15 protein-coding genes are annotated in these 18,615 nt (G+C 76.6%); 9 read left to right on the top strand and 6 right to left on the bottom strand.

Going from position 1 to position 18,615, the window contains the following annotated elements:
* The first annotated feature begins 39 nt into the window (after positions 1-39).
* Positions 40-1,998, top strand: a complete 1,959-nt coding sequence (locus tag OU787_RS02140; RefSeq protein ID WP_268658324.1) for a BTAD domain-containing putative transcriptional regulator — start codon at positions 40-42, stop codon at positions 1,996-1,998.
* 209 nt (positions 1,999-2,207) lie between these two features.
* Positions 2,208-3,932 carry a PP2C family protein-serine/threonine phosphatase gene (locus OU787_RS02135; protein WP_268658323.1) on the top strand — a complete coding sequence of 575 codons (1,725 nt, stop codon included), beginning with the start codon at positions 2,208-2,210 and terminating at the stop codon, positions 3,930-3,932.
* Positions 3,933-3,943: 11 nt separating this feature from the next.
* Here the strand turns inward: OU787_RS02135 and OU787_RS02130 are convergent, their stop codons facing one another.
* Positions 3,944-4,807 (bottom strand): universal stress protein, encoded by an 864-nt coding sequence (locus OU787_RS02130; RefSeq protein ID WP_268658322.1) that lies wholly within the window; start codon positions 4,805-4,807, stop codon positions 3,944-3,946.
* 380 nt (positions 4,808-5,187) lie between these two features.
* Between OU787_RS02130 and OU787_RS02125 the strand changes: the two genes are divergently transcribed.
* The 3 genes from OU787_RS02125 to OU787_RS02115 all read left to right on the top strand — a co-directional run bounded on the left by OU787_RS02125 (position 5,188) and on the right by OU787_RS02115 (position 10,039).
* Complete coding sequence (locus OU787_RS02125; RefSeq protein ID WP_268658321.1) at positions 5,188-5,838, top strand: pyridoxamine 5'-phosphate oxidase family protein; 651 nt, start codon at positions 5,188-5,190, stop codon at positions 5,836-5,838.
* Between the two features lie 423 nt (positions 5,839-6,261).
* A complete protein-coding gene (locus tag OU787_RS02120; protein ID WP_268658320.1) occupies positions 6,262-7,731 on the top strand; it encodes an SDR family oxidoreductase in 1,470 nt (489 codons plus the stop codon).
* A gap of 88 nt (positions 7,732-7,819) precedes the next feature.
* Entirely contained in the window at positions 7,820-10,039 is a 2,220-nt protein-coding gene (locus OU787_RS02115; RefSeq protein WP_030459752.1) for an NADP-dependent isocitrate dehydrogenase, read from the top strand.
* 165 nt (positions 10,040-10,204) lie between these two features.
* On the opposite strand, the gene OU787_RS02110 is transcribed toward OU787_RS02115, so the two are convergent.
* Positions 10,205-12,148 (bottom strand): cellulose binding domain-containing protein, encoded by a 1,944-nt coding sequence (locus OU787_RS02110; protein WP_268658319.1) that lies wholly within the window; start codon positions 12,146-12,148, stop codon positions 10,205-10,207.
* 287 nt (positions 12,149-12,435) lie between these two features.
* Between OU787_RS02110 and OU787_RS02105 the strand changes: the two genes are divergently transcribed.
* Both OU787_RS02105 and OU787_RS02100 read left to right on the top strand, forming a co-directional pair.
* Positions 12,436-12,906 (top strand): NUDIX hydrolase, encoded by a 471-nt coding sequence (locus tag OU787_RS02105; RefSeq protein WP_268658318.1) that lies wholly within the window; start codon positions 12,436-12,438, stop codon positions 12,904-12,906.
* Positions 12,907-12,962: 56 nt separating this feature from the next.
* On the top strand, positions 12,963-13,085 hold the full coding sequence (locus tag OU787_RS02100) for a hypothetical protein (RefSeq protein ID WP_268658317.1): 123 nt from the start codon (positions 12,963-12,965) through the stop codon (positions 13,083-13,085).
* Between the two features lie 3 nt (positions 13,086-13,088).
* Here OU787_RS02100 and OU787_RS02095 read toward each other — a convergent pair whose 3' ends face one another.
* Positions 13,089-13,625, bottom strand: coding sequence for a GNAT family N-acetyltransferase (locus OU787_RS02095; protein WP_268658316.1), 537 nt, complete (start codon positions 13,623-13,625; stop codon positions 13,089-13,091).
* Between the two features lie 136 nt (positions 13,626-13,761).
* Between OU787_RS02095 and OU787_RS02090 the strand changes: the two genes are divergently transcribed.
* Positions 13,762-14,916 carry an FAD-dependent oxidoreductase gene (locus OU787_RS02090; protein ID WP_268658315.1) on the top strand — a complete coding sequence of 385 codons (1,155 nt, stop codon included), beginning with the start codon at positions 13,762-13,764 and terminating at the stop codon, positions 14,914-14,916.
* An 82-nt stretch (positions 14,917-14,998) separates the two neighbouring features.
* On the opposite strand, the gene OU787_RS02085 is transcribed toward OU787_RS02090, so the two are convergent.
* The gene (locus tag OU787_RS02085; RefSeq protein WP_030459746.1) at positions 14,999-15,256 is read right to left on the bottom strand and encodes a hypothetical protein; all 258 of its coding nucleotides are present in this window, start codon (positions 15,254-15,256) and stop codon (positions 14,999-15,001) included.
* A gap of 144 nt (positions 15,257-15,400) precedes the next feature.
* Between OU787_RS02085 and OU787_RS02080 the strand changes: the two genes are divergently transcribed.
* On the top strand, positions 15,401-16,090 hold the full coding sequence (locus OU787_RS02080) for a TetR/AcrR family transcriptional regulator (protein ID WP_268658314.1): 690 nt from the start codon (positions 15,401-15,403) through the stop codon (positions 16,088-16,090).
* Between the two features lie 24 nt (positions 16,091-16,114).
* Here the strand turns inward: OU787_RS02080 and OU787_RS02075 are convergent, their stop codons facing one another.
* Entirely contained in the window at positions 16,115-17,866 is a 1,752-nt protein-coding gene (locus tag OU787_RS02075) for a sodium:proton exchanger (RefSeq protein ID WP_268658313.1), read from the bottom strand.
* 204 nt (positions 17,867-18,070) lie between these two features.
* A complete protein-coding gene (locus tag OU787_RS02070) occupies positions 18,071-18,583 on the bottom strand; it encodes a MarR family winged helix-turn-helix transcriptional regulator (protein WP_268658312.1) in 513 nt (170 codons plus the stop codon).
* Positions 18,584-18,615: the final 32 nt, after the last annotated feature.

The raw sequence follows: 18,615 nt of genomic DNA, 5'->3' as shown, positions 1-18,615 counted from the left end.
CCCGGCGGCCCGGCCCCGCCCCGGAGGGAGGATGGGGGCATGCGAATCGACGTGCTCGGTTCCGTCCGGGCCCGGCACGCGGACGGCACCCCGGTGGAACTCGGCGGCCCCCGCCACCGCGAGGTCCTGGCCCGGCTGGTCGCCGCCGACGGCCGGCTGGTCCCCACCGCCACCCTGGTCGACGACCTGTGGGCCGAGGACCCGCCGCCGCGCGCCGTCGGCGCCCTGCGCACCTTCGTCGGCGCCCTGCGCCGCGCCCTCGAACCCGACCGGCCGCCCCGCACCCCGCCCCGCCTGCTGGTCACCGAGGGCCCCGGCTACGCGCTGCGCCTGCCCCGCGCCGACGTCGACGCCCACCGCTTCGAGGACGCCCTGGTTCGCGCCCGGCACGACCCCGCCGCCGCCCCCGACCTGACCGCCGCCCTCGCCGACTGGCGCGGCCCCGCCTACGCCGACCTGCCCGACCGGCCCTGGGCCCGCCGCGAACGGGACCGGCTCGAAGAACTGCGGCTGGACGCGATCGAACTGCGCGCCCGACTGCTCCTCGACACCCCGCCGGACACCGGAACGGAGGCCCAACTGTCCTCCCTGGCAGCCGAGTTGGGCGCCCACGTCGACGAGCACCCGTGGCGCGAGGCCGCCTGGGCGCTGCTCGCCCGCGCCCTGCACCGCTCCGGCCGGCAGGCCGACGCGCTGGCCGCCCTGCGCCGCGCCCGCACCCTGCTCGGCGAACGGCTCGGCCTCGACCCGGGCGCCGAACTCCAGCGCCTGGAAGCCGACATCCTCACCGGCACCGCCCCCCACGGGCAGCCGCCCGCCGCCTGGAGCCTGCCCGGCGGCCGCCTCGGCCCGCGCACCACCGTCGACCTCGCCCGCACCCTCTCGCTCGCGGGCGGCGACGCCCTGCTGCACGCCCGCCGCGACCGCCTCGCCGCCGTCCACGCCGCCGAACGCACCGGCGACCCGCTGCTGACCGCCCGGGTCATCGCCGCCTACGACGTCCCCGCCCTGTGGAGCCGCGCCGACGACGCCGCCCAGTCCCGCGCCGTGGTCGAGGCCGCCGAACGGACCCTCGCCGCCCTCGGCCCGGACGCCCCCGACCCCCTCACCGCCCGGCTGCTGGCCACCGTCGCCGTCGAGAGCCGCACCGCCGACCAGAGCCCCGACCGGCTGCGCCGCGCCGGCCGGGCCGCCCGCCGCGCCGAGGCCCTGGCCCGGCGGCTGGGCGACCCGGCCCTGCTGGCGTTCGCCCTCAACGGGGTGTTCCTGCAGTCCTTCGGCCGCCCCGGCCTCGCCCCTGAACGGGACCGCACCGGCGCCGAGATCCTCGACCTCGCCACCCGCCACGACCTGCCGCACTTCGCCGTCCTCGGCCGGCTGGTCCGCCTGCAGTCCGCCTCCGCCCTCGGCGACCTCGAAACCGCCGCCGAACACGCCCGGGCCGCCGAACGGCTCGCCGCCGCCACCGAGGCACCCCTGGTCGGCGTCCTCACCACCTGGTTCCGGGCCCGGGCCGCCGCCGAACACAGCACCGGCCTCGGCGGCCCCACCGCCGCCGAGGCCGCCGCCCGCTACCGGCACGCCGACACCGCCCTGCGCACCGCCGGCATGCCCGGCCTGCGCCGCGGCCTCCTCCCGCTCGCCCTGCTCGGCCTGCGCCTGCTGCACGAACGCCCCGCCCCCGTCGACCCCCGCCTCGACTGGGGCCCCCACCTCCCCTGGGCCCGCCCGCACCTGCTGCTCGCCCAGGGCCGCCGCACCGAAGCCGCCGAAGCCCTCACCGCCCTCCCCGACCCCCCGCCCGACCACCTCCAGGAGGCCCTCTGGTGCCTCACCGCCCACGCCGCCGCCCGCCTCGCCGACCCCGCCACCGCCACCCGGGCCGCCGAAGCCCTCCACCCCGCCCGCACCGAACACGCCGGCGCCGCCAGCGGCCTGCTGACCCTCGGCCCGGTCGCCCGCTACCTGGCCGAAGCCCGTTCCTGCGCCGGGAGTTGACCCCGGGGTCGACCCGGTGGTCGACCCCGGCGCCGGACGCCCCGGGCGGGCCCGCGGCCGGGTGACGGCGCGTCAGCCGGGCCGGGCCCGGCGGCTCACCCGTCCGGGCCGCCGGGGTCGCCGCCGGGCCGGGCCGCCGGAAAAGTGGCGGAGAACGCCCGGCGCAGGACGGCGGGCGGGGAGTGCCGGGCGGAGCGAGAGGGGCGGCCGTGTACGGGCGACCGGAGCAGCCCGACTGGGGCGAGGCCCTGCGCCGCACCGTCGAGCGGCTGCGCGAGGAGCAGCGCCGCTCCGCGCCCGCCGAACCGCCCGGCCCGCCGCCGGTCGTCCCGGACGCGGCGCTCGACCCGGAGCTGGCCCGCCCGCCGGACCTCGACCTGCGCCACCTGCTGGACGCCGTCCCGCAGGCCGCGGTGCTGGCCGAGCCGGTGCTCGACGGGGCGGGCGCCGTCCGGGACCTGGCCGCGGTGATCGTCAACGAGGCCGCGCTCCGGCACCCGCACCACCCCGGACAGTTGCACCGGCAGGCCGACGGGGGCGGCGGCCTCTCGCTGCGCGAGGCGTACCCGGGGCTGTGGAGCGCGGCGTTCGCGGACACCGTCGGCGAGGTGCTGCGGACGGGGTACGCGGCCCGCTCGGTGCCGGTGCGGCGGAGCCTGCGGACGCCCGACGGCGGCACCCGCACCCGCCGCGAGCACGTCACCGCGCACCGGCTGGGCCGCCGGCTGCTGCTGGTGTGGCCCGACGACCGGACCGAGGAGATCACCCGCGCCGCGCAGCGCATCGCCCGGGTCGGCTGGGCCGAGTGGGACCTGGAGGAGGACCGGCTGGACGTCTCGCCCGGCCTGGCGGTGCTGCTCGGCCTGCCGCCCGACACCGCCGCCCTCACCCCCGGCCGGGCGCTGCGCCGGGTCACCGAGACCGCCCGCCCCGCGCTGTACCGCGACCTCGGCCGGCTGCTGGCCACCGGCGAGGACATCGACGTGCTGACCGAGCTGTACGGGGTCGGCCGGCCGCGCCGGGTCCGGCTGGTGGCCGAGGCGGTGCGCGAGGGCGGCGGGCCGGTCGAGGGCCTGCGGGTGGTGCTGCAGGACGTCACGGAGCTGTCGGAGAGCCGGCGGCGGCTGCGCGAGCAGCAGGAGGAGACCGAGCGCCAGGCCCGGCGCGCCGACGCCGAGCACCACGTGGTGCAGCGCCTCCAGGAGGCCCTGCAGCCGCGCTCCGCGGCCCTGGTCGGGATCGACGTCCGCACCGCGGTGGCCTACCGCCCGGCCGAGGCCGGGGTCGGCGGCGACTGGTTCAAGGTCCGCCAACTCCCGGACGGCCAGGTGCTGCTGGCGGTCGGCGACGCGCGCGGGCACGGCCTGGACGCGGTCGCCCTGATGTCGATGCTGCGGCACGCGCTGGCCGGGCTGGCGTTCACCGGCGCGCTGGTCGAGTCGCTCGGCGGCTGGCTCAACCGGATCGCCTGCGACGAGGGCGACGAGGCCACCGCCACCGCGATCGTCTCCCGCTACTACCCCGACCGGCGCCTGCTGCGCTGGATCTGCGCCGGCCACCCCCCGCCGGTCCTGCTCCGGGACGGCCGGGCCGCCCCGATGGCCGCCGACACCGGCCCGCCGCTGGGCGTGCTGCCCGACGTCGCCTACCGGGCGGTGGAGACGTACGTCCGCCCCGGCGGCACCGTCCTGCTGTACACCGACGGCCTGGTCGAACGCCGCGACCAGGACATCGACACCCGCCTCGACGCGCTCTGCGCGGCCGTCCGGCGGCACGCCGTCGAGGACTGCGCGCACGGCCCCGACCTGCAGGAACTGGTGGACGCCGTGGTGCGCGACATGTCCGGCCCGCTGTCCGAGGACGACGCCACCCTGCTGGCCTTCCGCTTCGAGTCCGAGCCCGAGTCCGAGCCCGAGCCCGAGCCCGGGAGCTGAGCGGCCGGCGGTCAGTCGTGCGGCACCACCGCGACCGGGGCCTGCGCGTGGTGGATCACCGCGTGCGCCACCGAGCCGAGCTTGCTGCCCAGACCCAGGGTGCGCCGACGCCGGCCGACCACCACCAGGTCCGACTGCTCGGACGCCTCGACCAGCGCGGCCGCGCCGCCACCGGTGCGGACGTCCTCCAGGACCAGCGTGCGCGGGTACTTCTGCCGCCACGGGGCGACCGCCTCGGCGACCATGCCCACCGCCAGCGCCCCCAGCTCCTGCTGCTCGGTCTCCACCGGGATCCACCCGGCGTACCCGTACACCGGCGGCAGCTCCCAGCCGTGCACCACCCGCACCCGGGCGTCGCGCAGCTGCGCCTCCTGGAAGGCGAACTCCAGTACGGCGTCGTCCGGTTCGAGCGCGTCCAGGCCGACGGTGACCTCCGGCTCGTGCGACTGCGGCTCCGGCCGGCCCTCGCGGACCAGCACCACCGGCGCCGCCGAACGGCCCGCCACGCCCAGGCTGACCGAGCCGACCAGCAGCCCGCGGAAACCGCCCAGCCCGCGGGTGCCGATCACCAGCAGCTGCCCCTGCTCGGCGGCGGCCGTCAGCCCGTCGATCGCGGCGTCCGGCACCAGCTCGCCGGTCACCTCCAGGCCCGGGTACGCGGCGGCCAGCTCCTTGGCGACGTCGCCCAGCATGGATTGCGCGCCGCTCTCCAGGTCCTCGGCCTTCACCAGGTCGTTGGCCTTCCGGCCCAGGTAGGGCCAGGCGTGCAGCAGCCGCAGCGGGGCACCGCGCCGGCCGGCCTCCTGGGCGGCCCAGTGCGCGGCGGCCCGGCTGCGGACGGATGCGTCGACTGCGGCGAGAACGGGACGAGTCATGGCAGTGCCTTCCCTGTGCGAGTCCCCGCGGGCCCCCATCGCCCGACAGCGGGGTCGCCCCCCACTCTGCGCCCGCCCGCCCACCCCCGCCAGGGCCGCCGGACCCGCCCGGAACGGGCCATTGGTCCCGGCGGGCGACGGCCGACAGCGGCGGGCGAGCGGCGGGTGACGGCGGGCGAGCGGCGGGTGACGGCGTCCGGGTCCGGGCGGGCCGGTCGCCTCCGGGCGGGGCCTTCGGCAGGTCGGGACGGGTCCAAGGCCCCTGCCGGGGCGGGTCCTCCGTCGGGCACCCTGGGGGTACCGGCCGGGAGGAGCGCCGGGAGCAGTCCCGCCCCCGTGCGCACCGGTCCGGACCGACGGATCCACGGGAGGTGACCGCAGTGACCACCGAACACGCGCCCTCGAGCGCACTCGCCCGCCGCTTCGCGGACCGCGTCGCCGACCTCGGGCTGACCGAGGGGCAGGCAGCCGCGCGGGCCGGCATGTCGACGGCCTACCTGCACCGCGTCCTGGAACTCGGGCCGGCCTTCGACCCGCCCGCGCTGCTGCGGCTGGCCGCCGTCCTCGGCCTGGAGTACGAGGAACTGGTGGCCGGACGCCCCGCCGAGCGGGCGGCCCGCCCCGCGGGGCCGGTGCCGGCCGGGCCGCCGGTGCTCGGCGAGCTGGGCGTCGCGGACTGCTGGCGGCGGCTGGGCGTCCACGGCCTCGGCCGGATCGCCCGGACCGGGCCGGACGGCCCCGTGGTGCGTCCGGTCGGCTACCTGGTGCACGGCCACACCGTGCTGTACCGGACCGGCCCGGACGGGCCGCTGGCCCCCGGGGCGGGCGGCGACGCCGCGTTCGAGGTGGACCGGGCCGACCAGGACCTGAACGAGGGCTGGAGCGTGCTGATGATCGGCCCGCTCGAGTACGTCACCGAACCGGCGCTGCTCGCCGAACTGCCGCAGCCCGCCGGCCACGGCCGCTGGGTGCGGCTGACCCCCACCACCGTCACCGGACGGAGCATCCGGGCGGGCGGCCCGCGCCACTGAACCGGCCGGGCGCGTCAACCGGCCGGGCGCGTCAACCGGCCGGGCCGAAGGGGAGGGCGACCCGGGCCGGTCCGCCCGGTGGCACTGGGGAAGGCCACCGGCCGGACCGGCTACCCGCCGGTGCGGGCGGAAGAGCAGTCCGCCCCGACACGTCCGCGCTCCGGTACCGGATCGACTCCCCGCCACATCGGGAAGGAGCCGGCGCCCCCGTGGAGCACGGGTTCTCCCTGAACACGGCCCACCGTAGCCCGGCCCCGGCACCCCGACTTGGCACCGGGTCGACGGCCACTTGGCACTCCGTCGACCGCCCCGTCCACCCCCGTCGCACCCTCGTCCGCCGCCGGGCCCGCCCGGCCCGGTGATCCGTCCGGGCCGCGGTGACGAAGACCCTGGGGGATGGTGGAACGGACGGGAGGAGATGCCATGCGCTGTCTGGTCACCGGGGCCACCGGCTACCTCGGCGGGCGGTTGGTGCCCGGGCTGCTGGCCGACGGGGCGGAGGTGCGCTGCCTGGTCCGCGACCCGGCCCGGCTGCGCGACCACCCCTGGCGGGCCGCCGTCGAGGCCGTCACCGGGGACGTCACCCGGCCGCCCACCCTGGAGGGCGCCTTCGACGGCGTCGACGTCGCCTACTACCTGGTGCACTCGCTGGGCAGCGGCCCCGACTTCGAGGCCGTCGACCGGGACGCCGCCCGCGCCTTCGGCCGGGCCGCAGCCCGGGCCGGCGTCCGGCGGATCGTCTACCTCGGCGGCCTCGTCCCGCCCGACCTGCCCGAGGGCCTGCTCTCCCCGCACCTGCGCTCCCGGGTCGCCACCGGGCGGGCCCTGCGCGAGGGCGGCACGCCCGTCACCGAACTGCGCGCCGCCGTGGTGATCGGCTCCGGCTCGGCCTCCTTCGAGATGCTGCGCCACCTCACCGAGCGCCTCCCCGTGATGATCACCCCGCGCTGGGTGGACACCCGGATCCAGCCGATCGCCGTCCGCGACGTGCTGCGCCTGCTGGTCGCCGCCGCCCACCTGCCCGACGACCCGGCCACCGACCGGGCCTTCGACGTCGGCGGCCCCGAGGTGCTCACCTACCGGGCGATGATGCAGCGCTACGCCCGCCTGGCCGGCCTGCACCGCCGGCTGCTGGTCGCCGTCCCGGTGCTCACGCCCGGCCTGTCCGCGCACTGGGTGGGCCTGGTCACCCCGGTGCCCGGCAGCCTGGCCCGGCCGCTGGTCGAGTCGCTGCGCCACGAGGTGGTCCGCTCCGAGCACGACCTGGACCGCTGGATCCCCGACCCGCCCGGCGGCCCGGTCGGCTTCGACCGCGCCGTCGAACTCGCGCTGCGCCGCATCCGCGACGACGAGGTCGACACCCGCTGGTCCTCCGCCTCGCTGCCCGGCGCCCCCAGCGACCCGCTGCCCACCGACCCGGACTGGGCGGGCGGCAGCCTGTACCAGGACGTCCGGGAGCGGTACGCGGACGCGCCGCCCGAGGCGCTGTGGCGGGTGGTCGAGGGCATCGGCGGCGAGCACGGCTGGTACTCGCTGCCGCTGGCCTGGACGGTGCGCGGCCTGCTCGACCGGCTGGCCGGCGGCGTCGGCCTGCGCCGCGGCCGCCGCTCGCCCGGACGGCTGCGGGTCGGCGACTCGCTGGACTTCTGGCGGGTCGAGGAGATCGAACCCGGCCGGCTGCTGCGGCTGCGCGCCGAGATGCGGCTGCCCGGCCTGGCCTGGCTGGAGCTGACCGTCACCCCCGACGGCACCGGCTCCCGCTACCGCCAGCGCGCCCTGTTCCACCCGCACGGCCTGGCCGGGCAGGCGTACTGGTGGTCGGTGGCCCCGTTCCACGCGGTCGTCTTCGGCGGGATGGCCCGCAACATCGCCGCCCGCGCCGAGTCCGGATGAGCGCCGCCCGGGGGGTTGGTTGCGGAGATCCCCCCGGGACGAGATATCTTGACGTCAAGACGTTGCAGACGTGGAAGCTGGAGCTACGGTGACTGACTCGACCATCATCTACACCCACACGGACGAGGCCCCCGCCCTCGCCACGTACTCGTTCCTGCCGGTCGTCCAGGCGTACGCCTCCACCGCCGGGGTGAGCGTGGAGACCCGCGACATCTCGCTGGCCGGTCGGATCATCGCCGTCTTCCCGGAGTACCTCCAGGAGGACCAGCGCATCGCGGACGCCCTCGCCGAGCTCGGCGAGCTGGCCAAGACCCCCGGCGCCAACATCATCAAGCTGCCGAACGTGTCGGCCTCCATCCCGCAGCTCAAGGCCGCCGTCGCCGAGCTCCAGGCCCAGGGCTACGCGCTGCCCGACTACCCGGACGAGCCGAAGACCGACGAGGAGCGCGACATCCGCGCCCGCTACGACAAGGTCAAGGGCTCCGCCGTCAACCCGGTGCTGCGCGAGGGCAACTCCGACCGCCGCGCCCCGCTGTCGGTCAAGAACTACGCCAAGACCCACCCGCACCGGATGGGCGCCTGGTCGGCCGACTCCAAGACCAACGTCGCCACCATGGGCGTCAACGACTTCGCCTCCACCGAGAAGTCCGCCGTGATCGCCGCCGACGGCGCGCTGCGCATCGAGCTGGTCGCCGAGGACGGCACCGTCACCGTGCTGCGCGAGAAGGTCCCGGTGCTGGCCGGCGAGGTCGTCGACGCCTCCGTGATGCGCGCCGCCGCGCTCAACGAGTTCCTGGCCGCGCAGGTCGCCCGGGCCAAGGCCGAGGGCGTGCTGTTCTCGGTGCACCTCAAGGCCACCATGATGAAGGTCTCCGACCCGATCCTGTTCGGCCACGTCGTGCGCGCCTTCTTCCCGAAGACCTTCGCCGCGTTCGGCGCCGACCTGGCCGCCGCGGGCCTCAACCCGAACAACGGCCTCGGCGGCATCCTGGCCGGCCTGGACAAGCTCCCCAACGGCGCCGAGATCAAGGCGTCCTTCGACGCCGAGCTCGCCGACGGCCCGGCCCTGGCCATGGTCGACTCCGACAAGGGCATCACCAACCTGCACGTCCCCAGCGACGTCATCGTCGACGCCTCGATGCCGGCCATGATCCGCACCTCCGGCCACATGTGGGGCCCGGACGGCCAGGAGGCCGACACCCTGGCCGTCCTGCCCGACAGCTCCTACGCGGGCGTCTACCAGGCCGTCATCGACGACTGCCGCGCCCACGGCGCCCTCGACCCGGCCACCATCGGCTCCGTCCCGAACGTCGGCCTGATGGCCCAGGCCGCCGAGGAGTACGGCAGCCACGACAAGACCTTCGAGATCCCCGCCGCCGGCACCGTCCGCCTGGTCGACACCAACGGCGAGACCGTCCTGGAGCAGGCCGTCGCCCCCGGCGACGTGTTCCGCGCCTGCCAGACCAAGGACCTGCCGATCCAGGACTGGGTCAAGCTGGCCGTCACCCGCGCCCGCGCCACCGGCGACCCGGCCGTGTTCTGGCTGGACGCCGAGCGCGCCCACGACGCCGTCCTGATCGAGAAGGTCAAGGCGTACCTGCCCGAGCACGACACCGAGGGCCTGGACATCCAGATCCTCTCCCCGGTCGAGGCCACCAAGCTCTCGCTGGAGCGCATCCGCCGCGGCGAGAACACCATCTCGGTCACCGGCAACGTGCTGCGCGACTACCTGACCGACCTGTTCCCGATCCTGGAGCTGGGCACCAGCGCCAAGATGCTGTCGGTCGTCCCGCTGATGGCGGGCGGCGGCCTGTTCGAGACCGGCGCCGGCGGCTCCGCCCCCAAGCACGTCCAGCAGCTGGTCAAGGAGAACTACCTGCGCTGGGACTCGCTCGGCGAGTTCTTCGCGCTGGCCGCCTCCTTCGAGCACCTGGCCACCACCACCGGCAACGCCGGCGCCAAGGTCCTCGCCGACACCCTGGACCGTGCCACCGGCACCTTCCTCAACGAGGACAAGTCGCCCTCGCGCCGCCTCGGCGGCATCGACAACCGCGGCAGCCACTTCTACCTGGCCCTGTACTGGGCCCAGGAGCTGGCCGCCCAGACCGAGGACGCCGCGCTCGCCGCCGCGTTCGCCCCGCTCGCCGCGACCCTGACCGAGCAGGAGCAGGCCATCGTCGACGAGCTGATCGCCGTCCAGGGCTCGGCCGTCGACCTCGGCGGCTACTACCAGCCCGACCCGGCCAAGGCCGCCGCCGTGATGCGCCCGTCGAAGACCCTCAACGACGCGCTCGCCACCCTGGCCTGACGCCCCGGCACGGCACGCAGCACTGACGCCGCCGCGGCCCGCCCCCTTCCGAGGGGCGGGCCGCGGCGGCGTCCGCGTTCTCCGGCGGGGCCGGGCCGGTCGAACGCCGTACTACTACTTCTCGGCCCAGGAGTTCCTGATCCAGGGCTCCAGCCGCATGGGCGGTCAACTTCCGCCGCAGGCGGCGCCGTTCAGCGCGAAGGCGGCCGGGGCCGGGTTGGTGGCGCCCTGGGTGGCGATGAAGCCGAGGGTGACCGAGCCGCCGGCCGGGATCGTCCGGGTGTAGTCCGCCGGGGTCACGCTCACCGCGCCCCCGCTCTGCGTCGCGGTGCCGCCCCACAGTTGGTTCACCACCTGCCCGGCGGTGAACGCGAAGGACAGCGTCCAGCCGGTCAGCGCGGTCGTGCCCGTGTTGCGGAGCACGATCTCGCCCTGGAAGCCGCCGTCCCAGCTGTTGGTCACCCGGTAGTCCACCCCGCAGCCGCCCGCCGGGGCGGCCGGGGTGGTCACGGCGACGGTCGCGGAGCGCGGCGAACGGTTGCCCGGCGGGTCGAAGGCGTAGACCGCGAAGGCGTACCCGGTGCCCGCGGCCAGGCCGGTGACGGTCACCCGGGTGGTGGTGGTCGAGGCGACCACCGTCTCGCCGGCGGCGTCCACCCGCACCACGTCGTACCGCGCGACCCCGGTATCGTCGGTCGACGGCGCCCAGGACAGGGTGGCGGAGGCGGCCGTGACCGCCTCGACCACCGGCGTGCCGGGCGCGGTCGGCGGCATCGGCTCGGGCCCGACGGAGGTGCTGACGACGAAGGTGGTGACGCTCTGCGCGGGCAGCGTCGCCGTGAACGACCCGCCCGCCAGGGCCGGACCGGCCTGGGCGGTGAGCGTCCTGGTGGCGTCCGTCACCCAGGCGGAGACCGCGGACGCGGCGGTGCCCGCCAGGGCGAACTGCTGGCTCACCGCCGCCGTCCCCTGGTTGACGGCCACCACGGTCACCGCGGAGCCGCCTTGGTACGCCGAGGTCCACACGTTCGCCTGCGGGTTCGCGGGCGCGTCCAGCCGCACGTGCCCGGGGCGGACGAACTTCGCGAAGTGCGCCATCACCGCGCCCCGCTTGCTGAGCTGCCCGTCCTCGCGCATCGGCCCGTAGCTGCGCCGGATGTACCACCACACGTACGCCTGGAACCCGCCGTCCACCAGCGCGTGGTGCATGTGCTCGCCGACGCCGAGCGCCTGCGGCCACAGGTCCGCAGAGTCGGAGCTGTTGGGGTAGTACACCTCCGTCATCCACAGCTCCTTGCCCTGGCCCTTCTGCTGGAACAGCGGGTAGGGGAAGTTCGCGTACGGGGTGCCGTACAGGTGCGCGCCGAGGACGTCCAGGTTCGCGAGCGCCACCGGGTCGTTCAGGACCGGGTCGGAGAGGCCCTTGACGTACTGGAAGGACTCCGGGGCGATCACCCGGGTGCCGATCGCGCCCGCGTTCTCGCGCAGGAAGCGGACGATCTCGTCGGACGTCCACCAGGTCCAGTCCTGCGCGTAGTCGGGCTCGTTCTGCACCGAGACGGCGTACAGCTCGACCCCGTTGTCCGCCATGAACACCCGGAAGTCCTCCAGGTGTTGGGCGTACGCGCCGTACTGGTCGTGGCGCAGCCGCCGGGCATCGGTCTGGCTGCCGCGGACGAAGGTCTCCACCAGGGCGGCCGGCGGGTTCCAGGGCGTGGCGAAGACGATCGCGCCGAGTTCGGCCGCCCGCTTCGCGGTCGCCACCTCGCGGCTCCAGTTCGCCCGGTCCTCGTCGACGTGGATCCGCAGCACGGTGAAGCCCAGCTGGCCCGGGCCGTTGCCGAACGCCGTCTCGCGCTGGGCCGCCGTCAGGTCGCCGGCCCACAGCGGGTGGTTCATGCCGCCGAAGCCGCGGATGCTCTGGCGGCGCACGGCCGGGTCGATCAGCACGGTCGCGGTCGCGGTCGCGGTCGCGACCGTCGCGGCAGCGGCGGGGAGCGGGGCGGCGGCCGCGGCGAGGACCGGGAGGGCGCCGAGCGCGGCCAGCACGGTCCGGCGGCTCGGGGCGGCGGGCCGGTCGGTCGGGGGTTCCTGCGGGGCTGGCGTCACGGCTCTCTCCTGGGTCTCGGTGCGAGCGGGGACCGGTCCGGGGGCGGGGAGCATTGTCGGCCCCCGCCCGCGCCGCCGGTCAAGGCGGCCGCGGGCCCGGCGGCCCGGCCGGCCGGGCCCGGGTCGGGGCGCCCGGGGGATCGGGGTAGGTCGGCGCGGCCGGGCGGGCGGGCGGGCCGCCGGGCAGCGGGCCCGGCCGCGGTGAAACGAACAGAAAACCGGGGCGTCCGGCCGCTGCGGCCCGGACCTCCGCCGGGAACGGGCGGGCGCGCACTACAGTGCCGGGTATGCCCACTCCGCAATTCATCCTCGACCTGCGCGAACACGTCGGCCACGGCCCGCTGTGGCTGTCCGGCATCACGGCCGTGGTGGTCGAGGACGACCGGATCCTGCTCAACCGCCGCAGTGACAACGGGCGTTGGGCCCTGCTGCACGGGATCGTCGAGCCCGGCGAGCAGCCCGCCGACACCGTGGTGCGCGAGGTGGAGGAGGAGACCGGCGTCACCGTCCTCCCGGAACGGATCACCAGCGTCCACACCCTGCCGGCCTTCGCCTGCACCAACGGCGACCAGGTGCAGTACCTGGACATCGCCTTCCGCTGCCGGCCGCTGTCCGGCGAACCCCGGGTCAACGACGACGAGTCGCTCGCGGTCGCCTGGTTCCCGCTGGACGCCCTCCCCCCGCTGACCCCCAACGACACCCTGCTACTGGAGAAGGCCCTCGCCGACACCCCCTCCCCCTGGTTCGCCCTGGGCTGACCGGCCACCGGAACCTCCGTGCACCGCCGGGGAGTTGGGCCGGTCAGGAGGTGGCGATGGACTTTCCGCCGACCCGGCTGCCGCCGGGCGCCGCCGGGCGGAGCGGGTTCGTCCGGGTCGAGGTGCGCCGTTCGGACGGGCGGGTGGTGGCGCTGACGAATCCGATCCTGGTGCGGTGAGGGTCAGTTCGGGTGGCGGACGCCGAACCACTGTTCGGCGCCGTACTCCTCGTAGCGTTCGAGTTCGGTGAAGCCGAGCCGTTCGGCGACGCGGCGGGAGGCGGTGTTGGCGGTCTGGGTGGTGAGGGCGACGGGGGTGTCGGGCAGGGCGCCGGCCAGCCAGTCGAGGGCGGCGGTGCAGGCTTCGGTGGCGTAGCCGCGGCCCCAGGCGTGCGGGAGGAAGAGGTAGCCGAGTTCGCGTGCGCCGCCTTCGGGGTGCAGGTGGGCCAGGCGGTCGGAGCCGTGCGGGTCGAGGGTGACGAGGCCGATCATCGTGCCGTCCAGGTCGACCACCAGCAGGCCGGGGCGGCCCTGCGGGACCTCGGGCAGGGTGCGCTCGAACTCCTCGCGGGGGCGGGGGCCGCCGATGTACGTGCCGACCTCGGGGGAGGTGAACAGTTCGACGATCGCCGCCCGGTCCCCGGCCAGCGGCTCGCGCAGCAGCAGCCGGGCGGTCCGGATCGGGGCGGGCGGCCAGGGCAGCGGGGCGGGTTCGATCATGCCCGTCAACGTATCGTGCACGGCCGACGGGCCGTCAAGGGCTTCGGGGCCGAGCCGCGCGTGTGTCGAACTTGTTCGTTACGAACATGTTCGTTACGGTGGAGAAGAAGCCACCGACCCGACGGAGGAGCCCGCCATGACCACCACCCACCACCCCCTGGCCATCCTCGGCGGCGGTCTCGGCGGCCTGCTGCTGGCCCGCGTCCTGCACGTCCACGGCATCCCCGCCGCCGTCTTCGACCTGGAACCGGGCCCCGAGGCCCGCACCCAGGGCGGCATGCTCGACATCCACCACGACTCCGGCCAGCCCGCCCTCGCGGCCGCCGGCCTGACCGAGGGCTTCCGGGCGATCGTCCACCCCGGCGGCCAGGCGCTGCGACTGCTCGGCCCCGACGCCACCGTGCACCTGGCCGAGCCGGACGACGACACCGGCGGGCGTCCCGAGGTCGACCGCGGCGCCCTGCGCGACCTGCTGCTCGGCTCGCTGCCCGCGGGCACCGTGCACTGGGGCCGCAAGGCCGTCGCGGTCGAGCCGCTCGGCGGTGGCCGCCACCGGGTCGCCTTCGCCGACGGCAGCGCGATCACCACCGACCTGCTGGTCGGCGCGGACGGCGCCTGGTCCAAGGTCCGCCCGCTGCTCTCCGCGGCCCGGCCCGCCTACACCGGCGTCTCCTTCGTCGAGGCCGACCTGCACGACGCCGCCCGCCGCCACCCCGGCGCCGCCGCCCTGGTCGGCGGCGGGATGTTCATGGCGCTCGGCGACGGGCGCGGCTTCCTCGGCCACCTGGAGTCCGACGGCAGCATCCACGTCTACGCGGCCCTGCGCACCGGCGAGGACTGGCCGCCCGCCACCGGACCGGCCGGGTCGGTCGGTCCGGCCGGGTCCGCCGCGCTCCGGGACGCCGCGCTGGCCGCCTTCACCGGCTGGGCCGACCCGCTGCGGGCCCTGCTCGCCGACGCCGACGGCGAGTTGACGCTGCGTCGGATCCACGCGCTGCCGGTCGGCCACCGCTGGGAGCGCGTCCCCGGCGTCACGCTGCTCGGCGACGCCGCCCACCTGATGTCCCCGTTCGCCGGGGAGGGCGCCAACCTGGCCATGCAGGACGGCGCCGAACTCGCCCTCGCGCTGGCCGCCCGCCCCGACGACCCGGAGGCCGCCCTGCACGCCTACGAGCAGGACATGTTCGCCCGGGCCGAGGCCTCCGCCGCGGAGTCCGCCGCCAGCCTGGAGCTGATGTTCGGGCCCGACCCGGTCGCCGGGCTGCTCGAGGTGTTCACCGGTGCCCGCTGAGTTGGCGCCCGTTGAGCCGGCGGCCTCCGGGCGGGCCGGCGGGGCAGGACGACAGGCCCGGCGGTGGGGGCTCGGGAGCCGGTCAGGACGGGCTCGGGGGGTCGATCTCGACCCAGAGCCGTTCCCGCGAGCGCCGGTCCCGGTACCCGAACCGGTCGCCCCGGCCGAGCACCCGCAGCACCGCGACCGTGGTGGCCGCGTCCGGGTGCTCGACGACGTGCAGGGTGACCCGGTAGCCGCCGCCGGGCACCCGTTCCACCAGCGGCCGGTGGCCGGTCAGCTTGTGCAGGGCGTCGCCGATCCACTGGGCCCGCCCGGCGTGCGTGTCGTTGTGGTCCACGGGCCGATCATCCCGGCTCGCGGCCCCGCGCGGGGGCGCTCGGCGGTTTCGGCCCCGAGAAGGTGACCCGGCGGCGCGCAGAGGGGGCGCGAAAGGGGCGTGCGGGCGGTCCGGGGCGCGGGGCCGGGGCGCTAGGTTGGGGCCATGGACGACCGTACCGCCGCCCCCGCCCCGCGCAGCCGCCGCGAGCGGCCCGCCAAGCCCGCGCTCACCCAGGCCGGCATCGTGGCGGCGGCCGTCCGCCTGATGGCGAGCGAGGGACTGCCGCGGGTGACCATGCGCCGCCTCGCCCAGGAACTCGACACCGGCCCGGCCTCGCTGTACGTGTACGTGGCCAACACCGCCGAACTGCACGCCGCGATCCTGGAGCACCACCTCGGCACGGTCGACCTGACCGCCGCCGACGACCCCGGCCGGGACTGGCGGGAGCGGATCGTCGCCGTGCTGGAGTCCTACACCGCCGTGCTGTTCGAGCACCCGGCGCTGGCCCACTCCGCGCTGCTCGCCCGCCCCGCCGGGCCGCACTACCTGGCGCTGGTGGAGGCCCTGCTCGGCCTGCTCGACGAGGGCGGCGTCCCGGCCGGGCAGGCCGCCTGGGGCGTGGACGCGCTGCTCCAGGTGGCCACCGCCACCGCCGCCGAGCAGTCCGCCCGCACCGGTGCGGAGGCCGAGGCCGAGCACGGCGCGATGGTGCGCGCCCTGCGCGAGGCCGACCCGGCCCGCTACCCGAAGGTGGCCGCGACCGCCGGGGAACTGGTCTCCGGCCACCCCGCCGAACGCCTGGCCTGGACGTTCCGGATGCTGGTCAACGGGGTGGCCGCCACCGCCCGCTGACGGCGGGTCGGTTCCGGTCGGCGGTCAGGCCGGGCCGAGGACGATCCGCTCGGTGACCTGCCCGGGGTGGGCCGGCCGGCCGTGCGGGGTGGCCGGGGCCAGCCGGCCGGACCGGTCGAGGGTGAACAGCAGGTCGTGGCCGGGCGGCAGTTCGCCGTCGGCGGGGCGGCGCAGGATCCGGGCCCCGGCGGCGTGCCGGCGGGCCAGTTCGGGGCCGGTTAGGGCGGTCGGCAGGAGCGTCGCGGCGGCCCCGTCGCCGACCACGCCGGGCCCGGGCGCGGCGGCGGGCAGCCGGAACACCGGCAGCTCCGACCCGTCGCGCAGCACGGCCGCCGCCAGCGCGTTGAACTCGTCCTCGGCGGTCAGCAGGTACACCGCGGTGACGCCCTCCTGCTCGGCGCCCTCGCCGCCCGCGGCGGCCAGCAGTTCGCCGTCGGCGAGTTCCAGCCCGGCGGCCGCGATCCGCTCCCGCTGCTCGTCCCGCCCGGCCCACAGCAGCACGTCCAGCCCGGCCGAGCGGAGCACGGCGGCCAGTTCGAGCGTCCACGGCTCGCCGCCCACCAGCAGCGGGCGGGAGCGGGCCGGGCGGGCCACCCGCAGCAGCCGGGCCACCGGGACGGCGCTCAGGCCGTACAGCGTCACGGTGAACACGATCACCAGGAAGGTGGCGGGCAGGATCTTGTCGGCGCCGCCGACGCCCGCCGCGGCCAGGCCCGCGGAGAAGGTCGCGGCGGTGGACGCGGCGACGATCCCGCGCGGCGCCATCCAGCCGAGGAAGGCCCGTTCGCCCTCGGCGAGGTCCGTCCCGGCAGTGGACAGCGCCGCCACCACCGGCCGCACCACGACCACCAGCACCGCGACCAGGCCCAGCGCGGGCAGCAGCAGCGGGCGCACCGACGACCAGGCCACCGTCGAGGAGATCGACACGAACAGCACCCCGACCACCAGCGACACCAGCGTCTCGAAGAACGTCCGCCGGGCCGGCAGGTCGAACGCGGGCAGGGTGGCCACCGCCACGCCCATCACGATCGCGGCGATCAGCCCGGTGTCCTCGCGCAGCGCGTCGCAGAGCGCGGCGACGCCCACCACGGCCGCGAGTTGGGCGCTGGTGCCCAGCACGTCGTTCAGCCGCCCGCGCACCAGCAGCCACCACAGCAGCGCCGCGCCGAGCAGCCCGCCGAGCAGGCCCAGGCCCACGCTGGCGGCGAACTCCAGCAGACCCCGGCCGAACTGCCGGTGCTGCCCGCCGACCAGCGCGTGGAAGACCAGCGCGCCCAGGATGCCGCCGACCGCGTCGATCAGCGAGCCCTCCCAGACCAGGATCCGCTGCACCCGCTCGGTGGGGCGGACGAAGTTCAGCAGCGGCCCCACCACCGTCGGCCCCGACACCACCAGGACCGCGCCGAGCATCGCCGCCGCCGCGCCGGACAGCCCGAGCAGCGGGGCGGCGGCGAACGCGGCGGCCGGGGCGGTCAGCAGGGTGCCGACCCACACCAGGCGCACCACCGCGTGCCGGGTGTGGCCGGTCAGCCGGCGCAGGTCCAGGCCGAGCCCGGCGTCGTACAGGACGACCGCGACGGCCAGCGAGACCAGCGGGGAGAAGGCCGGGCCGAGCAGCCGGTCCGGGTGGATGTCGTCGGTGACCGCGCCGGCCGCGAAGCCGACCGGCAGCAGCACGATGATCGCCGGGATGCGCAGCCGGGCGGCCAGCAGCTGGGACGCCACGGCGAGCACCACGGTCAGCCCGGCCCCGATCAGGATCTGCTCAGAGGTCATCTGGCCATCCCATGCCGCGCACCGCCGCCCCGGCGCGCCACGCGCCCGGCGGGTCCCCCGTCCGGCCCAGCCCGGCGCGGGGGCGGTCGCGGAGCGGCCGGGACCGGCGTGGCGTGCGCCGCGGGGGCGGTCGTCGACGGGGCGGTCGTCGACGAGGCGGTCGTCGACGGCGCGGTCGTCGATGGCACGGTCGTCGACGGGGCGTCAGCCGGCCGGGGTGCCGGTCCGGTCGCGTTCCAGGTCGGCCCGCAGGGTGGACAGGGCACGGGCGAGGCCGTCCAGGGCGGGGGCGTCCAGGTCGGTGCCGAGCAGTTCGGCCAGGGCCTCGGTGAAGGTCCGCCCGGCCTCGGCGGCCAGCTGCTCGCCCGCCGGGGTCAGCACCAGCAGCGAGGAGCGGCGGTCGTCGGGGTTCGGCTGCCGGGCGGCCCAGCCCTGCTTCTCCAGGCGGTCGACGCCCTTGCTGGTCGCGCCGACGCCGATGGCGAACTCGGCGGCCAGGTCGGCCACCCGGCAGCCGGGGTGCTCGTGCAGGTAGTGCAGGAACTCGTACTGGGAGGTGACGATGCCGTGCCGTTCGCGCAGGCGTTCGCCGAGGCCGTTGTAGAGCCGGGTCTCGCAGCGGACCAGGTCGGCGAAGAGCGCGACGAGGTCGGCGGAGGGGGCGGGGGAGCCGGCGGTGGCGGCGCCGGCGGGGCCGTCTGCCGATGTATATTCCATGGCATATAGTGTAGCGGAAGCTACTTCTGACA

The sequence above is a fragment of the Kitasatospora sp. YST-16 genome (assembly GCF_026802215.1).
Taxonomy (GTDB): Bacteria; Actinomycetota; Actinomycetes; order Streptomycetales; family Streptomycetaceae; genus Kitasatospora; species Kitasatospora cineracea.
This window is presented reverse-complemented; position numbering and strand designations above follow the sequence as displayed.

Bases quoted from the DNA above. Each gene is read 5' to 3' on its own strand.
- OU787_RS02075 (WP_268658313.1), bottom strand. From the start codon at position 17,866: ATGACCTCTGAGCAGATCCTGATCGGGGCCGGGCTGACCGTGGTGCTC.
- OU787_RS02120 (WP_268658320.1), top strand. From the start codon at position 6,262: ATGCGCTGTCTGGTCACCGGGGCCACCGGCTACCTCGGCGGGCGGTTG.
- OU787_RS02070 (WP_268658312.1), bottom strand. From the start codon at position 18,583: ATGGAATATACATCGGCAGACGGCCCCGCCGGCGCCGCCACCGCCGGC.
- OU787_RS02095 (WP_268658316.1), bottom strand. From the start codon at position 13,625: ATGATCGAACCCGCCCCGCTGCCCTGGCCGCCCGCCCCGATCCGGACC.
- OU787_RS02140 (WP_268658324.1), top strand. From the start codon at position 40: ATGCGAATCGACGTGCTCGGTTCCGTCCGGGCCCGGCACGCGGACGGC.
- OU787_RS02090 (WP_268658315.1), top strand. From the start codon at position 13,762: ATGACCACCACCCACCACCCCCTGGCCATCCTCGGCGGCGGTCTCGGC.
- OU787_RS02100 (WP_268658317.1), top strand. From the start codon at position 12,963: ATGGACTTTCCGCCGACCCGGCTGCCGCCGGGCGCCGCCGGGCGGAGC.
- OU787_RS02105 (WP_268658318.1), top strand. From the start codon at position 12,436: ATGCCCACTCCGCAATTCATCCTCGACCTGCGCGAACACGTCGGCCAC.
- OU787_RS02130 (WP_268658322.1), bottom strand. From the start codon at position 4,807: ATGACTCGTCCCGTTCTCGCCGCAGTCGACGCATCCGTCCGCAGCCGG.
- OU787_RS02080 (WP_268658314.1), top strand. From the start codon at position 15,401: ATGGACGACCGTACCGCCGCCCCCGCCCCGCGCAGCCGCCGCGAGCGG.